The sequence below is a fragment of the Rhodococcoides navarretei genome, from assembly GCF_038069675.1.
GTDB classification, from domain to species: domain Bacteria; phylum Actinomycetota; class Actinomycetes; order Mycobacteriales; family Mycobacteriaceae; genus Rhodococcoides; species Rhodococcoides navarretei.
The window spans coordinates 3,272,994-3,292,206 of sequence record NZ_JBBPCN010000001.1 but is presented as its reverse complement, the minus strand read 5'-3'; the positions used below and the strand labels follow the sequence as shown (position 1 = coordinate 3,292,206).

The window sequence follows — 19,213 nt, the reverse complement described above, 5'->3', positions numbered from 1 at the left end:
CATCTCGAACTGTAATGAGTATCTGTTACCGATCTTCGGTCGTTCGGCGATACGCCCGAAACTCGGAGGAAACAACCCACACATACTGTTTCTACCTACGAGCTCAGCTGTTTCGAGCGCGCTCAGCGAAGGCCGGGGGAGGGACAGCAGTGCAGGTCAAGGACTTGCTCGACGCCACGCAGCTCGGCATTCGATTGCTCACCTCCGATACCGACGCCCTTGGGCGCACGCTCCGATGGACGTACACGACCGATCTGCCCGATCCGTCGCGCTACATCGCGGGTGGCGAACTAGTCATCACCGGTCTCGTGTGGCATCGAACGCCCGCTGACAGTGAGATGTTCGTCCAGGCTGTCGCCGAATCGGGGGCTTCGGCACTGGCCGCCGGTGAAGGGCTCCTCGGCCACATTCCACCCGACCTGATCGACGCCTGCGAGCGGCACGGATTGCCGCTGCTCGCGGTGCCCGAGACCGTCTCGTTCGGTGAGGTGACCGAGTTTCTCGTCGGCCGTGTCACCGGAGACCGCATCGCCTCGTTGAACACCTCGCTCGTCCGGCAACGGCAGCTGCTCACCGCGATCGCGGACGGCAGAGCCCTCGACGAGTTGGCGCTGCACACCTCCAGGGAAACCGGGATGGCGTGTCTGATCTTCACGGCGACCGGGCGTCGGCTGGTGGCCGAGGTCTCGGCGTTCTCCGATGCCGACGTGGACATGCTGACGCACGCTGCGCTATCCTCCGAAAGACTGCCCACGACAACAACTCTCAGTGACGGCGGTGTGTACAGTATCTTCGGCATCGGGCCGTCGCTCGTGCAACGGACCACGCGATGGTTCCTCGCGGTGGCGGGAGACATGACGGCGTTCCCACCCGCCATCTCCGATGCGTTCGGCCAGCTCGCGGCCATCGCCGCGCTCGATCGTGCTCGACGCGAGGAGGGACGGCTGGTCCGACGCGAAATCGCCGACCAGGCAGTGGCGTTGATCGAAGCCGACAGCACCGGACCCGAAGCCCTGACGAGGCTGCGTCAGGCAGGAGTCGACCCGGATCGTTCTCTGATCGTCGTCAGGGTCGCCCACAGCGGACGGATCGACCTGCGCGAGATGCTGCGTACCGTGCTGAGCGACACGCTGACCTCTTTCGGTGGCGGATGCGTCGGATGCAGCACGCACGGCGACATCGTCGCGGTCGTCAACACCGATGACCCGAACTTCACGCACACACTGCGAACTCGATTGAGCCGCTTGGGTTCCGGCATCGGACACAGCCGTCTGCTCGTGGGCGTCAGTTCCGAAGCGACCGGAATCACCATCGACGGCGCGCTGCGATCGGCGCGTCACGCACTCGAAGTCAGCAGGCAAGGGTCGAGCCCGGTGACCGTCACCGCGGGTGCGCAACTGACGTCGGCGGTCTCGATGCTCTCGGCTCTGCCCGACGACGTGCGTCGGTCGTTCGTCGAGCACGTTCTCGCTCCGTTGCTCGACTACGACCGGCGGACCGATGCCGGTCTGACCGACACCCTCCGTGAGTTTCTGGCCACCGGTGGATCGTGGAACAGAACAGCCGAGTCGTTGCACGTCCATCTCAACACCGTGCGCTACCGAATCAAGCGAGTCGAGGAGTTGCTGGGCCGCGACCTCAATTCCACCTCGGACCGACTCGACGTCTACCTCGCGCTTCAATCCATCCCTCGTTCGTCGGCCACCGGGGCCGCATAGGATCGAGTAATGACTGGCTTCACCGGAATACCCTTCGCGGCCCTCGACTTCTACGAGGACCTCGAAGCCGACAACAGCAAGCTCTGGTGGAACGAGCACAAGGATGTCTACGACACCGCGGTCAAGGGGCCGATGACGGCGTTGCTCGCGACACTCGAGCCGGAGTTCGGTACTGCCAAGATCTTCCGCCCCTACCGTGACGTCCGTTTCTCCAAGGACAAGACCCCGTACAAAACCCATCAGGGTGGATTCGTCGCTCGCGGCGACAGTCTGGGCTACTACGTCCAGATCGACCCTGCCGGCTTGTTCGTCGCCGGCGGCTTCTACAACTCCTCGACCGACGGCGTTGCCCGCTACCGCCGCACCGTCGACGACGACGTCCGCGGAGCGGAGCTCGAGCGGATATTGGCGGCGCTGACCAAAGCCGGATACGAGATCGGCGGCGACAAGCTCAAGACCAAGCCGCGGGGATACGAGCTCGATCACCCGCGCATCGACCTTCTGCGCCACAAGTCGCTGACGGCGGGCAAGCATTTCGGCTCGCCGGCCTGGCTGGAGACCCACAAGGCCGCGACGAAGGTGCGCGATGCCTGGCGAGCTCTCACGCCGTTGGTGGAGTGGACCGCAGCGCTGCACACGTGAGCGCAGCGCTCTATCCGACGACAGAGTATGTCCGCCAGGCACTTCCGGCATCCGGGGCATCCTCGCGCTCGACGGTTGCCTGAATCAGACCGTACGGCCGATCGTCCGCGTTGAACACCTCGAGATTGTTCTCGATGCCGAACTTGCCCAGGTCGTAGACGAAGTGATGCTTGTTCGGTGCGGACATGGTGATCTCGGCGATGAACGGATACTTCTCCAGCACCGCCTCGCCCATGGCGTACAGGGTCTGCTGCAGGGCCAGCGACTGCAGATTGGCGAACCGCTCGATCATGGCCGCCTTCACGCCCGCGTAGACGGTGTCCCACTCGACGTCGGTGGTGGTGTATCGCCACTGGGCTGTCAGTGATGTCGCCATCACCCGGTCGGTCGTGGGCTCGAGAATCGTCAGGTCGTCCTCGAGGAATCCGTGGAACTCCGAGCCCGTGGACTTGAGAATCACCATCTCCTTGAAACCGCTGATCACCCACGTCCGCTGTGCATCGCCCTTGCCCTCGACGGTCACCGCCGACGTACGGATCTCCTCACCCTTGCGGGTCCACGTGTGATCGTGCTCGACGCCGTCGATCACGGCGCGAGCCCAGGCGTATTCCTCCAGTTCGATGCGGGCACCGTCCACGGGCTCCACATCGTCGACGTAGTGGCGAGCCAGATCGAGGCCGTAGCTCTCCAGGTGCAGTAATCCCTTGGTCTTCGCGTATGCGTACGCGGTCTGCTTCTGAGTATCGGTGGGAAGCACATTGGACTGATCGCCCACCAGGTGAGCGGGGGAGAAGTCCCCACGCAGAGCACTCGAGACGTTGATGTCGTGGATCTCGTGCCGAGGCGAGTCCCGATAGATCCGCACCACACGGTTCTCCGCCTTGCCGTACTGATTGGATCCGAGGACGATCTTTCCGGTCAGGTCGGTCATGTCAGCTCCCGCGATAGGTCGAATAAGCGAAGGGGGACAACAGTAATGGGACGTGGTAGTGGGCATCGGGATCGGTCACGGTGAACGAGATCGACACCTCGGGGTAGAAGCTCGGTGTCTTCGTCGCTTCGAAATAGTCGCCGGTGTCGAACGAGAGTCGGTAGATGCCCGGATCGATCGGCCCCGGTACGACTTCCCCGATGCGTCCGTCCCCGTCGGTGGTGGCGGTGGAGATCTCGCCCTTCTCGGGGTGGAACAGCCGCACCCGCATTCCCACCGCAGGTGTTCCCGAGGTGGCGTCGAGTACGTGCGTCGACAGCCCGGTCACTGTTCCGGACCCAGCATGCGGCCGAGGCGAATTCGGTTGATCTTGGCCAGTTCCACGCGGAGCACCCGTCTTTCGGTTTCGGCATCGTTGTCGAGCCTCTCCTCGAGGATAGCGAGCAGGTCCTCCGCGGATCTGCCGGTGGCGCACACCAGGTAGACGTGCCCGAACTTGTCCTCGTACGCGCGGTTTCTCGCCGCCAACTTCTCGCGTACCTCGGCGCCCGCAGTCGTCACCGCAGCCTGCTCACGTTTCGACGACGGGTTGTCGGCCTTGCCGCCGATGCGGGGATGACCGTCGAGCGCATGATCGATCTCGGCCTCGGGTAGCTCGGCGAGCACTCGATCGGCCCTGTCCAACAGCAGGTCTCGACTGTCGAAGGGGCGACCCTGGGCCACTCGACGGGCCCAGATCGACGATGCGCAGCACTCGTAGAGTGCATGCATCGCCTGCCGATCACTGAGCCGATTGAACCCGTCGAGCCCTATCCATTCGTGCAGCACATCTCGCTCGCTATCTGAAGTCGTTGATGCGCCCGAACCGCGCGGCCGCGATCGGGTTGGCGTCGGCCACGAGATCGTCGAACCGGTAGTTCGCGATCTTGGCGATCTCGATCATCGCGAACGACCGCTCCGCCGACGGTGCGTTCTCGACGCGCGACCACCCGTTGGCCAGGACTCGATCGTAACGTTCGGTCTCCCGTGCACAGATCACCAGCGGGAAGCCGAAGTGTTCGCGGTATTCGGCGGCGAGTTGAACGATGTTCTCGTGTTCGTCCTCCTCCAGGTTGGACAAGCCGACGTGGTCCGCCGCGTTGAGGGTGCCGGTGGCGTCCTCGCTGCCGAGATCGGGGTAGCTGTTGATCAGCTCGATCTGTTCCTCGGTGGTGCCGGCCAACAGTGCCTCCTGGAAGGCCTCGCGCAGACCGTGCGCATCGGCGAAAGGCCGCTGCTGGTAGGCGCGTTCGACAACCCACGGAGTGCCCTGCACCAAGCCGCCGAAGGTGGCAGCGAAATCCTCGGCGGACATCTCGTTGACCTTGTCGAGGGTGATGCCCTTACTCGGACCACCGGCGACGGCCTGCCCGCGATTACCGACGTGAAAGAACAAGACGTTGAGCACGATTGCCGAGACCGCGCCGAGAACGATGCCACTGCCGAACAACATTTCCAGCCAATCGGGCACACCCTCGGAAACCGTCGGTTGAATGGTCACGAGCATCGCGAGCCCGAGGCTCGTCGCGACGATGATCAGGTTGCGGTGATCGGTGAAATCCACCTTCGACAGTGTCTGGATTCCGACCACGGCGACGGTCGCGAAGAGGGCGAGCGCGGCTCCGCCCAGCACCGGGGGTGGGATCGACGCGACGACGGCTGCCGTCTTGGGTAGCAGGCCGAGCAGAATCATGATGCCGCCGGCCGTGGCCACCACCCACCGGCTGCGCACACCGGTCAGGCGGACCAGGCCGACGTTCTCCGAGAAGGCCGTGTACGGGAACGAGTTGAACGTACCGCCGATGACGGTGGCTACTCCGTCCGCTCGCAGAGTCGCTGCGATGTCGTCCTTCTTGATGCGCTTGCCGACGATCTCACCCGTCGCGTACACACTGCCGGTGGTTTCGACGGCGATGATGAGCATGACGACGATCATCGAAATGATCGCGACGACACTGAATTTGGGCACACCGAACAGGAAGGGCTGCGTGAAGCCGATCCAGGACGCCTCGGAGGTGCCGTCGAAATTCATGTCTCCCAGGACGAATGCGACGGCACTGCCGATCACCAGGCCCAGCAGCACCGCGATGGTGGCCATGAAGCCCTTGAAGAACCGTTGGATCAGCACGATGATCAGCAGGGTGCCGATCGCGTAGGCCATCCACCGCCCGTTGGACGGATCCTGTTCGTGAGTAGCGGGATTGGTCACTGCATCGTTGACTGCGACGGGGAGCAGCGCCACTCCGATGATCGTGATGACGGTACCGGTCACCACGGGCGGGAAGAAGCGCAGCAGCTTGCTGAAATACGGAGCCATGAAGAACGTGACGAGACCGGCGACGATGACGGCACCGTAGACGTACAGCAACCCCTCGGTGCCGCCGCCGTTCGCCATCGCGATCGCGATCACCGGAGAGACACCGGCGAACGTCACGCCCTGCAGGAGCGGCAGGCGGACACCGACCTTCCAGAATCCGACCGATTGAATGATCGATGCGATGCCGCAGGTGAACAGATCCGCATTGATCAGGTGAATCAGTTGTTCGTTGGTCAGTCCGATCGCGCTGCCGATGATGATCGGTACCAAGACAGCGCCTGCGTAGAACGCGACGACATGTTGGAACCCGTAGGCGGCAAGCTTCGGAACGGGGAGAACTTCGTCGACAGGATGGACACGTCTGCGTGTGGTGGGTTTGACGGACATGGGTGGGCACCTCGCGGAAGCAACAGGGCAGGATTCCTGCGACGCTGCAGGAGAAGTGCACTAAGAATCAGTCATCGCGCCTATCCTCGCTAGTCGAGCGCGCACAAACTTGTGTACGTACTCGAGTCGGATGTTGTGCGAACATCCAAGACTCCAATCGAGAGCGAAAGGAACGATCGTGTCGGACCTTGCCGTCGGAGTGCTACTGGCCGCCGGTGCCGGAACGCGATACGGATCGCCCAAAGTTCTCGCTCACGACGGGCTGTGGCTGAGGACGGCGGTTCGAGCGCTGCGCGACGGCGGCTGTGATCGCGTGGTCGTGGTGCTGGGCGCGGCGGATGCGCCCATGCCCGACGGTGTGATCGCGGTACATACACCCAACTGGCATCAGGGCATGAGTGCCTCCTTCACCGCCGGGCTGTCGGCGGTGTCGGACGCGGAGTACGCAGTGGTGCACGTGGTCGATACCCCGGACGTCGGACCCGAGGTGGTGCAGGCAGTACTCGCCGCGGCGCGGGAAACCGGTCTCGCCAGGGCCGTGTTCGACGGCCGCCCCGGACATCCGGTCGTTCTGGCGCGTCGACATGTCGACGCAGCCGTGGCATCGGCGTCGGGAGACTCCGGTGCCCGGGACTTCTTGCGGGGAAGAGACGACGTGATTGCCGTCGAATGTTCGCACTGGGCAACGGGAATCGATCACGACTATCGGTGAGCGGACGCCCAGCCTGCCTGTTCGACCGAGTCGGTCTCGTCATCGACTACGAGGATCGGGACCAGTAGAAGCGTCCCCGCGGGGACGCCCGCTTCCGCGGATCTCGGCGGCCACGGCGTCGATCATGCCGTCGAACTGATGACCACCGGTCGGGAACTCGACCACTGTCGCCGACGGCAGAGCCTTCGAGTTCAGCGCCAGATGAGTAATGGGAACCACGTCGTCGTCCTGGCAGTGGACGAGCGTCAGGTCGGTCTCGGGCTCCGGGTCGGTGAACGCGTAGTCGGCGACGTCCCACCCAGCCGGAGTCCAGTCCGGCATCGCCAACAGGGTGGCCCGCAGGCGCCGTTCCCGTCGATGTTCTGCCAAGACCCCGACGAGGACCGAAGCGCCGAAGGAATGCGCAATCACCGCATCGTCGGGTCCGAGCTGGTCCAGTTGCTGCCGAACCGGCGCGGCCCAGTCTTCGAAACCCATGGCGGTGTCGGACAGTTCCGGCATCCGAAGGTCGAGGCGCAGAGCTCGAGCCAACCCGTGCGCCAGCTCCGCGTCGTCGAGAAATCCGCCGGCACCGTGAACGAACAGAAGTCGACCGACCATGCTGGGTTCCTCTCCTCGGCAATGCTGTCACTGAAGAAGACCGAATCGGGGCCGTGAAGTCACCGGTTGACTCCGTTTGGGGTCCGTCGGCAGCGTCGCGTGTCGATGACGGACTGCGTCAGGCATGGAGGCGTCGTACTGCCGAGGAGGCAGCGCATGTCCATTTCGTTCGATCACACCATCATCGTTGCGAAGAACAGTTCCGATTCTGCTGCGTTCTTTCGGGAGCTGTTCGCTCTCCCGGAGGCGCCGTCGTGGGGGCCGTTCGTCAACGTCCAACTCACCGACGGCGCGCTCGTTCAATTCGCCGAGCCCCCCTTCGAGATGCTGACGCACTCCTACCTGTCGACGCCGGGTGAGCCGGTACCGTAGCCACTGTGACCGAGCAGCAGCATGTTTCGATGACGAGGGCCGCCTACGACACCGTTGCCGAGAGCTACGCCGACCTGGTTCGCGACGAACTCGACGGGCGACATCTCGAGCACGGACTGTTGGCGACATTTGCGGACCGAGTGTCGAGCGGCGACGTTCTCGAAGTGGGATGCGGAACCGGCCGCATCACCGAACATTTGCACCGCCTCGGTCTTGAGGTTGCGGGAATGGACCTGTCGCCCAACATGATCGAGGTCGCGCGGCGCGAACACCCACACCTGCGATTCGAGGTCGGATCGATGGAGGTAATGGACGCGGGGGACAGCACCCTGGCGGGGATCGTCGCCTGGTACTCGATCATCCACACTCCTCCCACGCACCTGCCTGCCGTGTTCGCCGAACTGCATCGAGCGCTGACGCCGAACGGTCCACTGCTGCTGGCATTTCAGTCCGGCGACGAGCGAGTGCGGCTCGAACATGTCTACGGACATTCGGTCTCGTACGACGCATACCGACTCGACCCCGACGCGGTCGTGGGCATGCTCGTCGAGGCGAACTTCGAGGTGGACGTGCGCGTGCATCGAGCTCCGATGGGATACGAGTCGACATCGCAGGCATTTCTGTTGGCCCGCAAGCAAATATCGTGACGTCTCGAGACCGGTAGGAGTTGCCCGATGCATGCACCCCGTCCACGCGTTCTCTTCGTTACCGACCTGGCGTATGTGTCAAGGGGTCGACGCTACTGCGACGAGGACATCTTTCTGTCGTCGCAGCTCCGCGAGTGGTTCGACATTGCGCTCTGTCACCCGCTCGACGCGCGTGCGCTGATGGACGGCTTCGATGTTGTCGTTGTCCGGAACTCCGGACCTGTACTCGGATATCAGGATGCTTTCGACGTGTTTGCTCGCCATGCGCGCGAGAACGGCACGAAGGTTTTCACCCAGCTGACCGGCAAAGGCGACCAGAGAGGCAAGCAGTACCTGGTCGATCTTTTCGCAGACGGTTTTCCGGTCATCCCTACCGTCGACGACCCGCAGGACGTCTCGCGTTTACCCGAGGTGAATACCTATGTGGCGAAACCGAAATGGGGTGCCGACTCGATCGGCATGCGTCATGTCGAGCGCGCCGAATTATCGGAAGCAGAGCCGGGCAGCCTGATTCAGCCGCGAATCGATTTCGTGTACGAAGTGTCGTTCTACTTCATCGACCGCACGTTGCAATACTCCTTGTACGCTCCGGACCCCGGCCGACGCTGGGACTTGGAGCCGTACTCGACTACTGCTCACGACGAAGAGTTCGCGCAACGATTCGTCGACTGGAACGACATCGACCACGGAATCACCCGGGTCGACGCATGCCGCACCGCCGACGGAGCGCTGCTGTTGGTCGAGCTCGAAGACCTGAACCCGTACCTCTCACTCGACCGGCTGCCCGAGATGCCACGTCGAGAGTTCGTGAACCACATGGCGCAGGCAATCCTGGCACTGAACGCCCAACCGTAGCGGGCGCAACCAGTCGGGTACAGCAGCATCGGTGCTCATGATTCGGTAGCGTCGAGGCCACGAAAGGTGGTGGCGGATGCCGATCACAGTGCTGCACATATCGGCCGCGCTGCTGTCGGTTCTGCTCGGAGCCGTGATTCTGCTCGCGCGCAAAGGGACGCCGCGTCACCGGCGGTGTGGGCGCGTGTACGGCGTCGCCCTACTGGTGATGGTCGCGTCGTCGTTCTTCATCACCGACCTGCGGGACGGCTGGAGCGTGTTTCATGCAGTGTCGATCCTGACGGCCGCGCTGGTGCTGTTCGGGTGGTGGCAGCCCGTGTTCGGGCGCTCTCGAGCGGGTTGGGTGCGACGGCACATGCTGTCGATGCAACTGTCCTACCTGGTGCTCATCGTGACCGGAACGGCCCAGTTCTTCGATTACCTGCCTCTTCCGAACGACGCTCTCAACGCCATCGTTTTTCTGCAGTTGCCCCTGATGGTCGGGATCGTGGCAATCATTCGACGTAGTCGACGACCTATCGGTTCCCACGATTCGCTACCGTCTTCTCCGTGATTCTCGGAGCGCACGATGCAGTGTCCCGTCGCCCCGCGAGGATCGTCGTCGCGGGGACATCCGGTTCCGGAAAGACCACGCTGGCCGCTCGCATCGGGTCCTTGCTCGACATCGAACACGTCGAGATCGACAGCTTGTTCCACGGCCCGAACTGGACGCCGCGTCCGACGTTCGAGCGCGATGTCGACGAGTTTCTTGCACGCCCGTCGTGGGTTACCGAGTGGCAGTACACCATCGTCCGTGACCGTCTCGCCGATCGAGCCGAGCTGTTCCTGTGGCTCGACCTACCGCGTCGAACAGTCATCCGCCAGGTCATCGTTCGCACACTCCGTCGTAGGTTCGGTAGGCAGGAGCTGTGGAACGGGAACATCGAACCGCCGCTGCACCGAATTTTCTTCGATCGTGAGTACATCGTCCGGTGGGCCTGGAGCACCCACCGGTTGACGACCGAGCGGGTGCAGCGACTGAGTATGCGCTGCCCAGAGCTGACGATTGTTCGATTCAGGTCGCACCGGGATATGGACGCGTGGATCGCGCACCAGCTGATTCCGCTGACGTGACAGGTGCTTTCAGCAGCCCAATTGCGTTGCGAGAGAATCGATCGAGTCGACGCTGTAGGTCCAGTCCGATTCCGCAACGAGGTCGGCAGTCTGACTCGGCCCGTGTTCGAGTGGACGGGCGACGAATGCCGTTGCGAAGCCACAGTCCGCGGCCGCAGCGAGATCGCTGTTGTGTGCGGCCACCATCATGCACTCGCTCGGCTCGACACCCAGAATGTCCGCGGTGCGGAGATACGCGTCGGGCATGGGCTTGTACGCCTGTACCGGTTCCGCGCCGAGGATCGCGTCCCACGGCAGTCCGGCATTCTTGGCCATGTCCAGCAGCAACGAGATGTTCCCGTTGGAGAGCGGGGCGACGATGAAGTCGGTGCGGAGCCGGGTGAGCCCAGGCACCGAGTCCGGCCACGGATCCAATCGATGCCACGCGTGATTCAAGGATGCGACATCACTGTCGTCGAGCCGAACATTGAACTCCGACAGTACGACTCGAAGCGACTCGAGATGGAGTACATCGAGCCTGGTGAACGGTCGACTGCCCGATCGAACCTGCTCCATCGCCGGTTGATACAGGCTGCGCCAGCGGTCGGCAAATGCATGGCTGTCGACGTCGGAACCACACACCGATTCGACCTCGCGGGCCACGCTGGTGCGCCAATCGACCACCGTGCCGAACACATCGAACAGAAGCGCCTTCAACGATCCTTCTTCTTTTTCTTCGGATTCTTCGAGTGACCGCCTGCGGACAGCAACGCACCGGCGAGGGGAATGAGAAGGAAGAAGAGCCACTTCTGATCGAAGTCGGTGAGGAAGAACAATGCCAGTGAACCGAAGATGACCAGGGGCATCACCACTGCACGCCAATCGATTCCGGCACCGCCCTCGGCCGGTGCCGGAGACTTCCCGAGCTGGGCGGGTGTGTGTGGCGTCGACGCAGTGGGGAGATCGACGAAGACCTTGTCGATCTCCCCACGCGTCGTCGCCGAAGCAACGACGGCGCTGCGCTCGTCGAATTCGGGCACAGTCAGCCGCCCCTCACTGAAGTGCAGGCTCAGTGCCTCGAGGGCCTTCTCCCGATCGGCCGTACCGATCCGAATTTCCGGAAGCTCGGACATCGCTACGTCATTTGATCTCGGCGAGGACGGTGCCTTGGGTGATGGCGTCGCCTGCGGTGACGGTCAGGCCGGTGATGGTGCCTGCTTTGTGGGCGTTGACGGGGTTTTCCATTTTCATCGCTTCCAGGACGGCGACGAGGTCACCGGCGGCGACTTCCTGGCCTTCGGTGACGGCGACTTTGACCACGGTGCCCTGCATGGGTGCGGTGACCGAGTCTCCGGAGGCGGCTCCTGCACCGGCGCCGCCGCGGGTGCGGGCTTTGGGTTTACGGCGCACCGCACCGGCATTCCCGCCGTTGTTGTTGCCACCGAGGGACAGTTCCCCGGGCAGGGAGACCTCGACGCGTCGGCCCCCGACCTCGACGACGACGGACTGACGGGGTAGTGCGTCGTCGTCGTCGATCGGCTGGCCTGCGGTGAACGGGGGGACCTGGTTGTCCCATTCGGTTTCGATCCAGCGGGTGTGCACCGAGAACGAGTCGCCGTCGCCGATGAACGCGGGATCGGAGACCACCGCGGCGTGGAACGGGATGACCGTCGCCAACCCGTCGACGGTGAACTCCGCGAGCGCCCGCCGCGAGCGTGCGAGGGCTTCGTCGCGGGTGGCTCCGGTGACGATGAGCTTGGCGAGCATCGAATCGAACTGGCCACCGATCACACTGCCGGATTCGACACCGGAATCGACGCGCACTCCCGGGCCGGAAGGTGCGGTGAAGGTGGTGACCGGGCCGGGGGCGGGCAGGAACCCGCGGCCGGCGTCTTCGCCGTTGATCCGGAACTCGAACGAATGCCCGCGTGGTTCGGGGTCTTCGGTGATGGACAGTTCGTCGCCGTTGGCGATCTTGAACTGCTGCAGGACGAGGTCGATGCCGGAGGTTTCTTCGGTGACGGGGTGCTCGACCTGCAGTCGGGTGTTGACTTCCAGGAACGACACGAGGCCGTCTTGGCCGACGAGGTATTCCACGGTGCCGGCTCCGTAGTAGCCGGCTTCGAGGCAGATGGCTTTGGCGCTGGAGTGGATTTCTTTGCGTTGGGCGTCGGTGAGGAACGGGGCGGGGGCTTCTTCGACGAGTTTCTGGAAGCGGCGTTGCAGGGAGCAGTCGCGGGTACCGGCGACGATGACGTTGCCGTGTTGGTCGGCGATGACCTGGGCTTCGACGTGGCGTGGCTTGTCGAGGTAGCGTTCGACGAAGCATTCTCCACGCCCGAACGCCGCGACGGCTTCGCGGGTGGCGGAGTCGAACAGTTCGGGGATTTCCTCGCGGGTGCGGGCCACTTTCATGCCGCGTCCGCCGCCACCGAATGCGGCTTTGATGGCGATGGGGAGGCCGTGTTCGTCGACGAACGCGAGGATTTCGTCGGCGTCTTTGACCGGTTCGGAGGTGCCGGGGACGGAGGGGGCTTTGGCGCGGGCGGCGATGTGGCGGGCGGTGACCTTGTCGCCGAGGTCGCGGATGGACTGGGGGGACGGTCCGATCCAGATCAGTCCGGCGTCGATCACGGCCTGGGCGAAGTCGGCGTTCTCGGAGAGGAATCCGTAGCCGGGGTGGATGGCGTCGGCACCGGACTTGGCGGCGGCGTCGAGGATCTTGTCGATCACCAGGTACGACTCCGCCGATGTCTGCCCACCGAGGGCGAAGGCTTCGTCGGCCAGGCGTACGAACGGGGCATCGGCATCGGGCTCGGCATACACAGCGACACTGGCCAACCCGGCATCGGCGGCCGCCCGGATCACCCGCACCGCGATCTCACCACGATTGGCGACAAGAACCTTGGTGATCTGAGCACTGGCATGGCTGGGCACTGAGCCTCCTACGGATATATTTCTCGCGTGCATCGTTGCGAACGTCACGTCGGAGTCTAAGCACCGGCACTGTGATCGCTGCAATCGGTCCACACCGCTGCAGTGCATCGGTGGCGAGCCGCCGAGGGCTACTGATTGGTAGCGATCTGACCGGAGTCGGAATGCCCGATATCGGAGCGCTCGTCGTCCGCATGAGGGAATCGGGCGGTGCCGGTGTCCGCGACATCGGTCAACAGCTTCCGGAAGGCACCGACGTACTCGTGGACCCGCGCGGTTGCCTGCTCGGTGTTGGGGTAGCGCGCGGCGATGTTCATTCCCTGCGGCGTGCGATTGATCCAGATGTAGACGTCGTGCTGATACTGCTTACTACGCAGGGCTCGGGCGTTCCAGTCCGGCCAATGCTCGGCGGCCGGTGCGAACCGGACATCCATGAACGACACGACGAAACGCGGGCGGGCGGAGTAGCCGAGAGTGGTGAACACACGATCGAGGGGAACTCGGGCGATCGGTTTGGTCTTCTTCACCTCGGCCGAGGCCGCTGCCACCACCGAGCCGAAGGAGTCCGTGCCGGCGATGTCGAACGATATGGGGCACAGTCCGACGAACCAACCCAGCGCGGAGGCCCATTGGGGCTCGTCCCGGGTGTGGACCGGAGTCACCGTGCGAAAGCGAGTGCCGCCGCCCAGTTCGGAACCGGTGATGGCCAGCACTGCGAGCAAACCGGCGAACAGGCTGTGCCCGGTCTTGCGGCACGCGACCGAGAACGCGTCGGCCTGATCGGGGTCGAGTACCCACGCGGACAAACCGCCCTGGGGCAGATCGTCCGGGCTCGGATCACCGATGTCGAGGGGAAAGGCAGGTAGCTCGCCGTCGCCGTCGACGAGAAAATCCCGCCAGATCCGCACAGCGTCGTGCGAATGCTCCAGTTCCGCATTCCTCTCGCGTTCGGAGGAACCGAAGTCGAGGTAGCTGCCGGCCTCGAAGAGGGCGGCAGGCGCACCGCCGAGTTCTTCTCCGTACAGAGCAGCGATCTCGTGGGCCACCAGCACCGTGGACAGCCCGTCGATGATCGAGTGATCCGCTGCGAAGAACACGGTGATCGGACGCGTCTCGTCCACCGGTTCGAGCGTCACGAAGGCATAGGCGGGCCAGATCAACGGCGAGGTGAACTCGTCGAAGAGATACTGCAGGTGCTCGAAGACCTCGCTCGATTGCGCGCACCGCTCCTGCTCGACCTGCCAGATGTCGATGGCTCCCTGTGCGGCGGTCACCCGCGTCATCTCGCCCGTCACCTCGTCGATCGACGCGCTCGAACGCATCGCCTCGTGCCGGTCTATCCAGTTCAGAACTGCCCGGCGAAACGCAGGCTTGTCCAAGGGGCCCGCGATCTCGAAGGCTGCGCCGAGCCATGACTCACGACCGCGACGAGGACTGCTCAGGCTCGTCCGCAGGTGTGCCTCGTGGACGTAGGACGTCGGCCTGGCGTCGGGCCGCCACCCTGCCGCTTCCGGCGTGCGGGCCTGCGGGCCGACGCTGGGTATCCACTCGGTGAGCGTGCCCGCGGGAACCGCGTAGTCCGCTAACTCCGTGAATTCCATGTCGGCAGCAACCAGCCTTCGTTCGAGTGCATCGGGGGACAGGGCCCTTGCAGCCCTGCCGCGGAGTCTAACGACGACCCGTTGTATCGATCAAGACGACGGCGCGCTACCGTCGCCGTCGCCCGTCAACGCAGGTGACGCTTGATCCGCGCCAGCATCGCCGACATTCCGCGCAGTCGTAGCGGGCTGACCGCGTCGCTCAGCCCCAGCGCCGAGTAGAAGTCGTCCGGCACGTCGAGGATCTCCTGTGCGCTGAGACCGTCGAGTCCCTGCGCGAGGATCGAGGCGAATCCCCGCGTGGTCGGCGCTTCCGGCGGGGCGCTGAAGTACAGCTGGATCCGCGCCGGATCTCCTGCGTCCACCGACAGGAACAGCGGAGACTGGCACTCCGGCACCGGTTCCATCGAATCCTGGGCCAGGTGCTCGGGCAGCGGAGGCAGTTCGCGACTGAACTCCAGCAGCAGCTGCAGTTTGTCCTGGCCCTCCACTGCGGCGAAGTCCTCGACGATCTCGGCCAGCGATTCCGGAAGGGAACTCATCGAGCCGCCGGAGCCGATCCGGGCTCCTCGCCCTTGGCGATCGGGACGCGAACGGCGTTGCCCCATTCGGTCCACGAGCCGTCGTAATTGCGAACCGAGTCGTATCCGAGCAGGTGGGTCAACACGAACCAGGTGTGACTCGACCGCTCACCGATGCGGCAGTAGGCGATCACCTCGTCGGTCGAGAAGGTGTCGGAGTAGATCTCGTCGAGTTCCTTGCGGGAACGGAAGCGTCCGTCCGGTGCAGCCGCCTTGGCCCACGGGATGCTCACGGCGGTGGGGATGTGGCCTCCTCGCAGCGCGCCTTCTTCCGGGTAGTCGGGCATGTGGGTGCGCTCGCCGGTGTACTCGGCGGGGGAGCGGACGTCGATCAGTGGCACGGTGCCGAGCGATCCCAGCACGTCGGAGGCGAACGCACGGATGGGCGCGTCGTCACGCTCGATCACCGGGTAGTCGGTCGCGGGGAACTCGGGGACATCGAGCGTGGTGTCACGGTTCTCCGACAGCCAGGCGTCACGACCACCGTCGAGCAGACGGACGTCCTGATGGCCGAAGAGGGTGAACACCCACAGTGCGTACGCGGCCCACCAGTTGCTCTTGTCGCCGTACACGACGATGGTGTCTTCTCGCGAAATACCCTTGCGGCTCATCAGTGTCGAGAACTGCTCGCCGTCGATGTAGTCGCGGGTGACCGGATCGTTGAGGTCGAGATGCCAGTCGATCTTGACGGCACCGGGGATGTGGCCGACGTCGTAGAGCAACACGTCCTCGTCGGATTCGACGACGCGAAGGCCGGGGGTGCCGAGATGAGCGGACAGCCATTCGGTCGATACGAGACGATCCGGATGCGCATAGTCGGCGAACGTTGCGTTGGAATCGGTTGGTACAGGCACGTATCGGCTCCTACGGAAGATATTCGGCTCGCGGCCCGCCCGGGGGTGAACGGACTGCACTGTCGATCCTATGCGGAATCGGTTCGTCAGGGCGTCAGGGCAGCGATGTCGGGCTTCGTTGTGCAGGCCCGCATGAGGGCGACGAGTTCGGCGGTGAACGCGGCCATCACCGAGCGTGCCGTGGGTGTGTCGGGGAAGCGTGCTCGCAGGGCCAGGCCCGAGGCGGTGCGGGAGACCCAGAACTGGGCGTCGTCGGACACCGTGGCATTGCTGATGTGGTGTGCGTTCGAGTCCTCGAAGAGTTCGTGTCCGTCGATTCTCGTGTAGTCGATGTAGGACACCATGAACACGTCTCGACGCGACAGCGTGAACGCATCGCCGAGATTGGCCAACACCTGGGGGATCGGGACGGTGCTCAACGGCAGTGCCGCCCGAAACGCGCTGTGGGCGGCGGTGATCGTGTCGGAGAGGTGGGTTCCGACCTCGACGGTCATGGGGGCATTGGTGGTGAACCAGCCCAGGGCTCGCGACCACTTCTGCTGATGGCGGGTGTGCAGCGGGAACAGAAACGGCATGCGGCTCGGTCCGCCGATGGCGGCACCGGCCTGCGCGATGGCAGCGACGACGCCTGCAAACATGCCGGCTCCCGATCCGGCGCAGAGCTGCTCGAATTCGAGGGTGTGCCGCGCATCGAGCACGGGGGTGAGCGCCGTTGCCTGTGGCGCGGCGTCACCCTCGGCGAGGCCGAGGTCGAAGGGGAAACGCGGCGTGGTCCCCCCGCACTCGGTGAGAAAGTTCGCCCACCGCACCATGCGCTCGTCCGCGGGATCGACGCGCGGCTCGGTTGCCTCGATGCGGCAGTACTCGACGAACCCACCCACCGGCGGCAGGTCCACGTCCGGGTTCGAGGGGCAGCGACGGTAGGCGTCGTACAGGGTGTGGATCTCGTGGACGACCACGGCGATGGACAGGGCGTCGACGTTGGCGTGGTCGAACGCGCACAGCACGGTCGAGGTGTCCGGCCGGTCGATGCCGAAACAGGTGTACGACGGGAATTGCCTTGCATCACAGTGTAATTGGAGTGCGCTTCGGAGCTGATCCCGAAGCGTGGACGCCGACGCGACAGCGGATCGAGTGGACTGCCGCATCTCGACGGCACCCTGCTCGTAGAGCGTCCGTTCGACCCCGGACGTTCTGCGGACGAACGCACTGCGCAGGGTGTCGTGGCGGTCGATCAGACGCTCGAATGCCCACCCGAGTGCTTCGATATCGATGCTGCCCTGGACATCGAAGGACCCGGCGATCCAGACGCGCTCGGCCTCGTCCAGATCGCCCAGGTGAAACAGCTGGTTGAACGACGGTGGAATGGGCGAGGGTCGCGGATCGCCGGTGACGACGGCGGTGAACTCGATCAGCGCACCCGCACGCGGGGTGTACTCAGTGATCGAGGTGACCCGCACCGGCCGGCTCCTGAACGAGATGGTCGAGCGTGATGTCGTAATCACTCTCGCGTGCAATGGTGTTCAGCACGTGCGCGAGGTGGTCGTGGTATCGCTGCACCGCAGCGGCGGCGACCTCGTTATCGGGGGTTTGTGCCACCAGATACAGGTGCTCACCGTCTCGGTTGATCCACATCGATGCGTTGGACGTCGAACCCTCTCCGGTGAAGTGCTTCGCGCGTGTGTCGGCGTCTCGCCCGACGCCGGGGAACCAGCGAAAGTCGATGTACGAGAGCATGTTCGGGCTGACCGCCAGCTCGCTACCCAAAGTGCCGTCGGCGGCCAGAGCGCCGAGTACGGCGTGCACCGGGGCCTCGGCGATCTGTTTGGCCTCCTCGAAGCCTCGGTGCGCCAGGGCCGCGACGTCGGAGAACGTGTCGTGTCCTGCCACCTCGAATGCGACCGGAGCGAAATTGACGAACCACCCCTGAGACTGTCCGTAATCACCGTGGTGCCGGGTACTCAGTACGGTGATCCCGAAGTAGTCGGTGGCACCGGCCAATTCGAAGTCGGTGATCCCGACGGCGGCGAAGATGCCGCTGCTCATCCGGGCCCCGGCGGCCTTGCATGCGGCGTCGAATGCGGCAGTCAGGTCCTTGTCCAGCAAGTGACGTTCGACGATGCGAACCGGGGCTTTCTCACCGGGTGCGAGCCCGAGGTCGAGTGGGAATCGGGGCATCCGGCCGTCATGCCGGGTGAAGATGTCTCGCCAGGCGGCGATTTCGGGAGCATCGGACCCGAATGTTGCCGCTCGTGCCCGTTCGTCGGCGGCGTAGGTCAGATGGCTACCTGCTTCTGCAAGTTCGGGTACCTGTGCTCCGGTCTCGAGGGCGTACAGATCGGCCAATTCGCTGATGACCAATGCCTGCGAACCGCCGTCGGTGAACGCATGGTCGGCACCGTAGTACAGGGTGAAGCTACCGGGCCTGGCGACGACACCGACGACGAAGCCGGGCCAGACGTCCGCGGTTGCCCCGGACGAGAACCGTTGGCGCACATAGCGTTGGAACTGCTCGTCGTCCGTCGACTCACCGGCGTCCGACACCTCGAACGCGGCTACCTCGGGGGTGGCGAGATGTCGAACGACGGTGTTGTTCTCGACCTCGAACCAGCAACGCAGGCCCTCGTGACGCACTACGTAGGCGGCCAGCGCGCGGCTCATCGCGTCCGTGTCCACGTCACCGTCGATCTCGGTTGCGACCCCGGTGTAGGCGGTGTGAACATCGCCGCGTTCGCGTGCCGCCCAGGCCGCCTTCAGATGGTCCTCCTGAAGAAACGACGGCGGAGTCGAATCGGCCGGTGCCGCAGCGGCGATCGCTTCGGCCGCCGCCGTCGGATGCCACTCGAGCAGACGGCCGGGAGCGGGATTCCACCTGCCCATTGCGGTGATGATCATCGTCGCTTCATCCTTTTCGGTTGGGGCCGCGGCCCGATT

General features: G+C 64.3%; 21 protein-coding genes. 8 read left to right on the top strand and 13 right to left on the bottom strand.

Annotated features, from left to right (window positions below; translation table 11 throughout):
* The first annotated feature begins 149 nt into the window (after positions 1-149).
* Together AABD04_RS15490 and AABD04_RS15485 are read left to right on the top strand one after the other, a co-directional pair.
* Positions 150-1,718 carry a PucR family transcriptional regulator gene (locus AABD04_RS15490; protein WP_341441696.1) on the top strand — a complete coding sequence of 523 codons (1,569 nt, stop codon included), beginning with the start codon at positions 150-152 and terminating at the stop codon, positions 1,716-1,718.
* A gap of 9 nt (positions 1,719-1,727) precedes the next feature.
* Entirely contained in the window at positions 1,728-2,360 is a 633-nt protein-coding gene (locus tag AABD04_RS15485; RefSeq protein ID WP_341441695.1) for a DUF2461 domain-containing protein, read from the top strand.
* A 10-nt stretch (positions 2,361-2,370) separates the two neighbouring features.
* Here the strand turns inward: AABD04_RS15485 and pucL are convergent, their stop codons facing one another.
* Genes pucL through uraD (AABD04_RS15465) form a run of 4 tightly spaced genes read right to left on the bottom strand, consistent with a single transcriptional unit; the run spans position 2,371 to position 6,034 of the window.
* Entirely contained in the window at positions 2,371-3,291 is a 921-nt protein-coding gene (gene pucL / locus AABD04_RS15480) for a factor-independent urate hydroxylase (RefSeq protein ID WP_243608140.1), read from the bottom strand.
* A gap of 1 nt (position 3,292) precedes the next feature.
* Positions 3,293-3,619, bottom strand: a complete 327-nt coding sequence (gene uraH / locus AABD04_RS15475) for a hydroxyisourate hydrolase (protein ID WP_094739435.1) — start codon at positions 3,617-3,619, stop codon at positions 3,293-3,295.
* On the bottom strand, positions 3,616-4,119 hold the full coding sequence (gene uraD / locus AABD04_RS15470; protein ID WP_341441694.1) for a 2-oxo-4-hydroxy-4-carboxy-5-ureidoimidazoline decarboxylase: 504 nt from the start codon (positions 4,117-4,119) through the stop codon (positions 3,616-3,618). Before uraD (AABD04_RS15470) ends, uraH begins: the two co-directional genes overlap by 4 nt.
* Before the next feature lie 10 nt (positions 4,120-4,129).
* Positions 4,130-6,034 (bottom strand): 2-oxo-4-hydroxy-4-carboxy-5-ureidoimidazoline decarboxylase, encoded by a 1,905-nt coding sequence (uraD, locus tag AABD04_RS15465; protein WP_341441693.1) that lies wholly within the window; start codon positions 6,032-6,034, stop codon positions 4,130-4,132.
* Between the two features lie 175 nt (positions 6,035-6,209).
* Here uraD (AABD04_RS15465) and AABD04_RS15460 point away from each other — a divergent pair, with 175 nt between their 5' ends.
* Positions 6,210-6,746, top strand: a complete 537-nt coding sequence (locus AABD04_RS15460; protein WP_341443076.1) for a nucleotidyltransferase family protein — start codon at positions 6,210-6,212, stop codon at positions 6,744-6,746.
* A gap of 39 nt (positions 6,747-6,785) precedes the next feature.
* On the opposite strand, the gene AABD04_RS15455 is transcribed toward AABD04_RS15460, so the two are convergent.
* Positions 6,786-7,346, bottom strand: coding sequence for an alpha/beta fold hydrolase (locus tag AABD04_RS15455; protein ID WP_341441692.1), 561 nt, complete (start codon positions 7,344-7,346; stop codon positions 6,786-6,788).
* A 156-nt stretch (positions 7,347-7,502) separates the two neighbouring features.
* On the opposite strand from AABD04_RS15455, the gene AABD04_RS15450 reads away from it, so the two are divergent.
* The 5 genes from AABD04_RS15450 to AABD04_RS15430 all read left to right on the top strand — a co-directional run bounded on the left by AABD04_RS15450 (position 7,503) and on the right by AABD04_RS15430 (position 10,333).
* Positions 7,503-7,718, top strand: a complete 216-nt coding sequence (locus AABD04_RS15450; protein ID WP_341441691.1) for a VOC family protein — start codon at positions 7,503-7,505, stop codon at positions 7,716-7,718.
* Positions 7,719-7,723: 5 nt separating this feature from the next.
* The gene (locus AABD04_RS15445) at positions 7,724-8,365 is read left to right on the top strand and encodes a class I SAM-dependent DNA methyltransferase (RefSeq protein ID WP_341441690.1); all 642 of its coding nucleotides are present in this window, start codon (positions 7,724-7,726) and stop codon (positions 8,363-8,365) included.
* Positions 8,366-8,392: 27 nt separating this feature from the next.
* Positions 8,393-9,220: an ATP-grasp domain-containing protein gene (locus AABD04_RS15440; protein WP_341441689.1), complete on the top strand. Its 828-nt coding sequence runs from the start codon at positions 8,393-8,395 to the stop codon at positions 9,218-9,220.
* A gap of 76 nt (positions 9,221-9,296) precedes the next feature.
* Positions 9,297-9,773, top strand: a complete 477-nt coding sequence (locus AABD04_RS15435; protein WP_341441688.1) for a DUF2306 domain-containing protein — start codon at positions 9,297-9,299, stop codon at positions 9,771-9,773.
* Positions 9,770-10,333 (top strand): P-loop NTPase family protein, encoded by a 564-nt coding sequence (locus AABD04_RS15430; RefSeq protein WP_341441687.1) that lies wholly within the window; start codon positions 9,770-9,772, stop codon positions 10,331-10,333. The genes AABD04_RS15435 and AABD04_RS15430 overlap by 4 nt, the downstream gene beginning before the upstream one ends.
* Before the next feature lie 9 nt (positions 10,334-10,342).
* On the opposite strand, the gene AABD04_RS15425 is transcribed toward AABD04_RS15430, so the two are convergent.
* From AABD04_RS15425 to AABD04_RS15390, 8 genes are all read right to left on the bottom strand, one after another.
* Positions 10,343-11,029, bottom strand: a complete 687-nt coding sequence (locus AABD04_RS15425) for a haloacid dehalogenase type II (protein ID WP_341441686.1) — start codon at positions 11,027-11,029, stop codon at positions 10,343-10,345.
* Positions 11,026-11,445, bottom strand: coding sequence for a DUF1707 SHOCT-like domain-containing protein (locus AABD04_RS15420; protein ID WP_341441685.1), 420 nt, complete (start codon positions 11,443-11,445; stop codon positions 11,026-11,028). The genes AABD04_RS15425 and AABD04_RS15420 overlap by 4 nt, the downstream gene beginning before the upstream one ends.
* 7 nt (positions 11,446-11,452) lie before the next feature.
* The gene (locus tag AABD04_RS15415) at positions 11,453-13,249 is read right to left on the bottom strand and encodes an acetyl/propionyl/methylcrotonyl-CoA carboxylase subunit alpha (RefSeq protein ID WP_341441684.1); all 1,797 of its coding nucleotides are present in this window, start codon (positions 13,247-13,249) and stop codon (positions 11,453-11,455) included.
* 128 nt (positions 13,250-13,377) lie between these two features.
* Positions 13,378-14,847, bottom strand: a complete 1,470-nt coding sequence (locus tag AABD04_RS15410; RefSeq protein WP_341441683.1) for a condensation domain-containing protein — start codon at positions 14,845-14,847, stop codon at positions 13,378-13,380.
* A gap of 125 nt (positions 14,848-14,972) precedes the next feature.
* Entirely contained in the window at positions 14,973-15,386 is a 414-nt protein-coding gene (locus tag AABD04_RS15405; protein WP_341441682.1) for a SufE family protein, read from the bottom strand.
* Positions 15,383-16,279 carry a sulfurtransferase gene (locus AABD04_RS15400; RefSeq protein WP_341441681.1) on the bottom strand — a complete coding sequence of 299 codons (897 nt, stop codon included), beginning with the start codon at positions 16,277-16,279 and terminating at the stop codon, positions 15,383-15,385. The genes AABD04_RS15405 and AABD04_RS15400 overlap by 4 nt, the downstream gene beginning before the upstream one ends.
* 86 nt (positions 16,280-16,365) lie before the next feature.
* A complete protein-coding gene (locus AABD04_RS15395; protein ID WP_341441680.1) occupies positions 16,366-17,739 on the bottom strand; it encodes a condensation domain-containing protein in 1,374 nt (457 codons plus the stop codon).
* Positions 17,717-19,174: a condensation domain-containing protein gene (locus AABD04_RS15390; RefSeq protein WP_341441679.1), complete on the bottom strand. Its 1,458-nt coding sequence runs from the start codon at positions 19,172-19,174 to the stop codon at positions 17,717-17,719. Before AABD04_RS15390 ends, AABD04_RS15395 begins: the two co-directional genes overlap by 23 nt.
* Positions 19,175-19,213 lie beyond the last annotated feature (39 nt).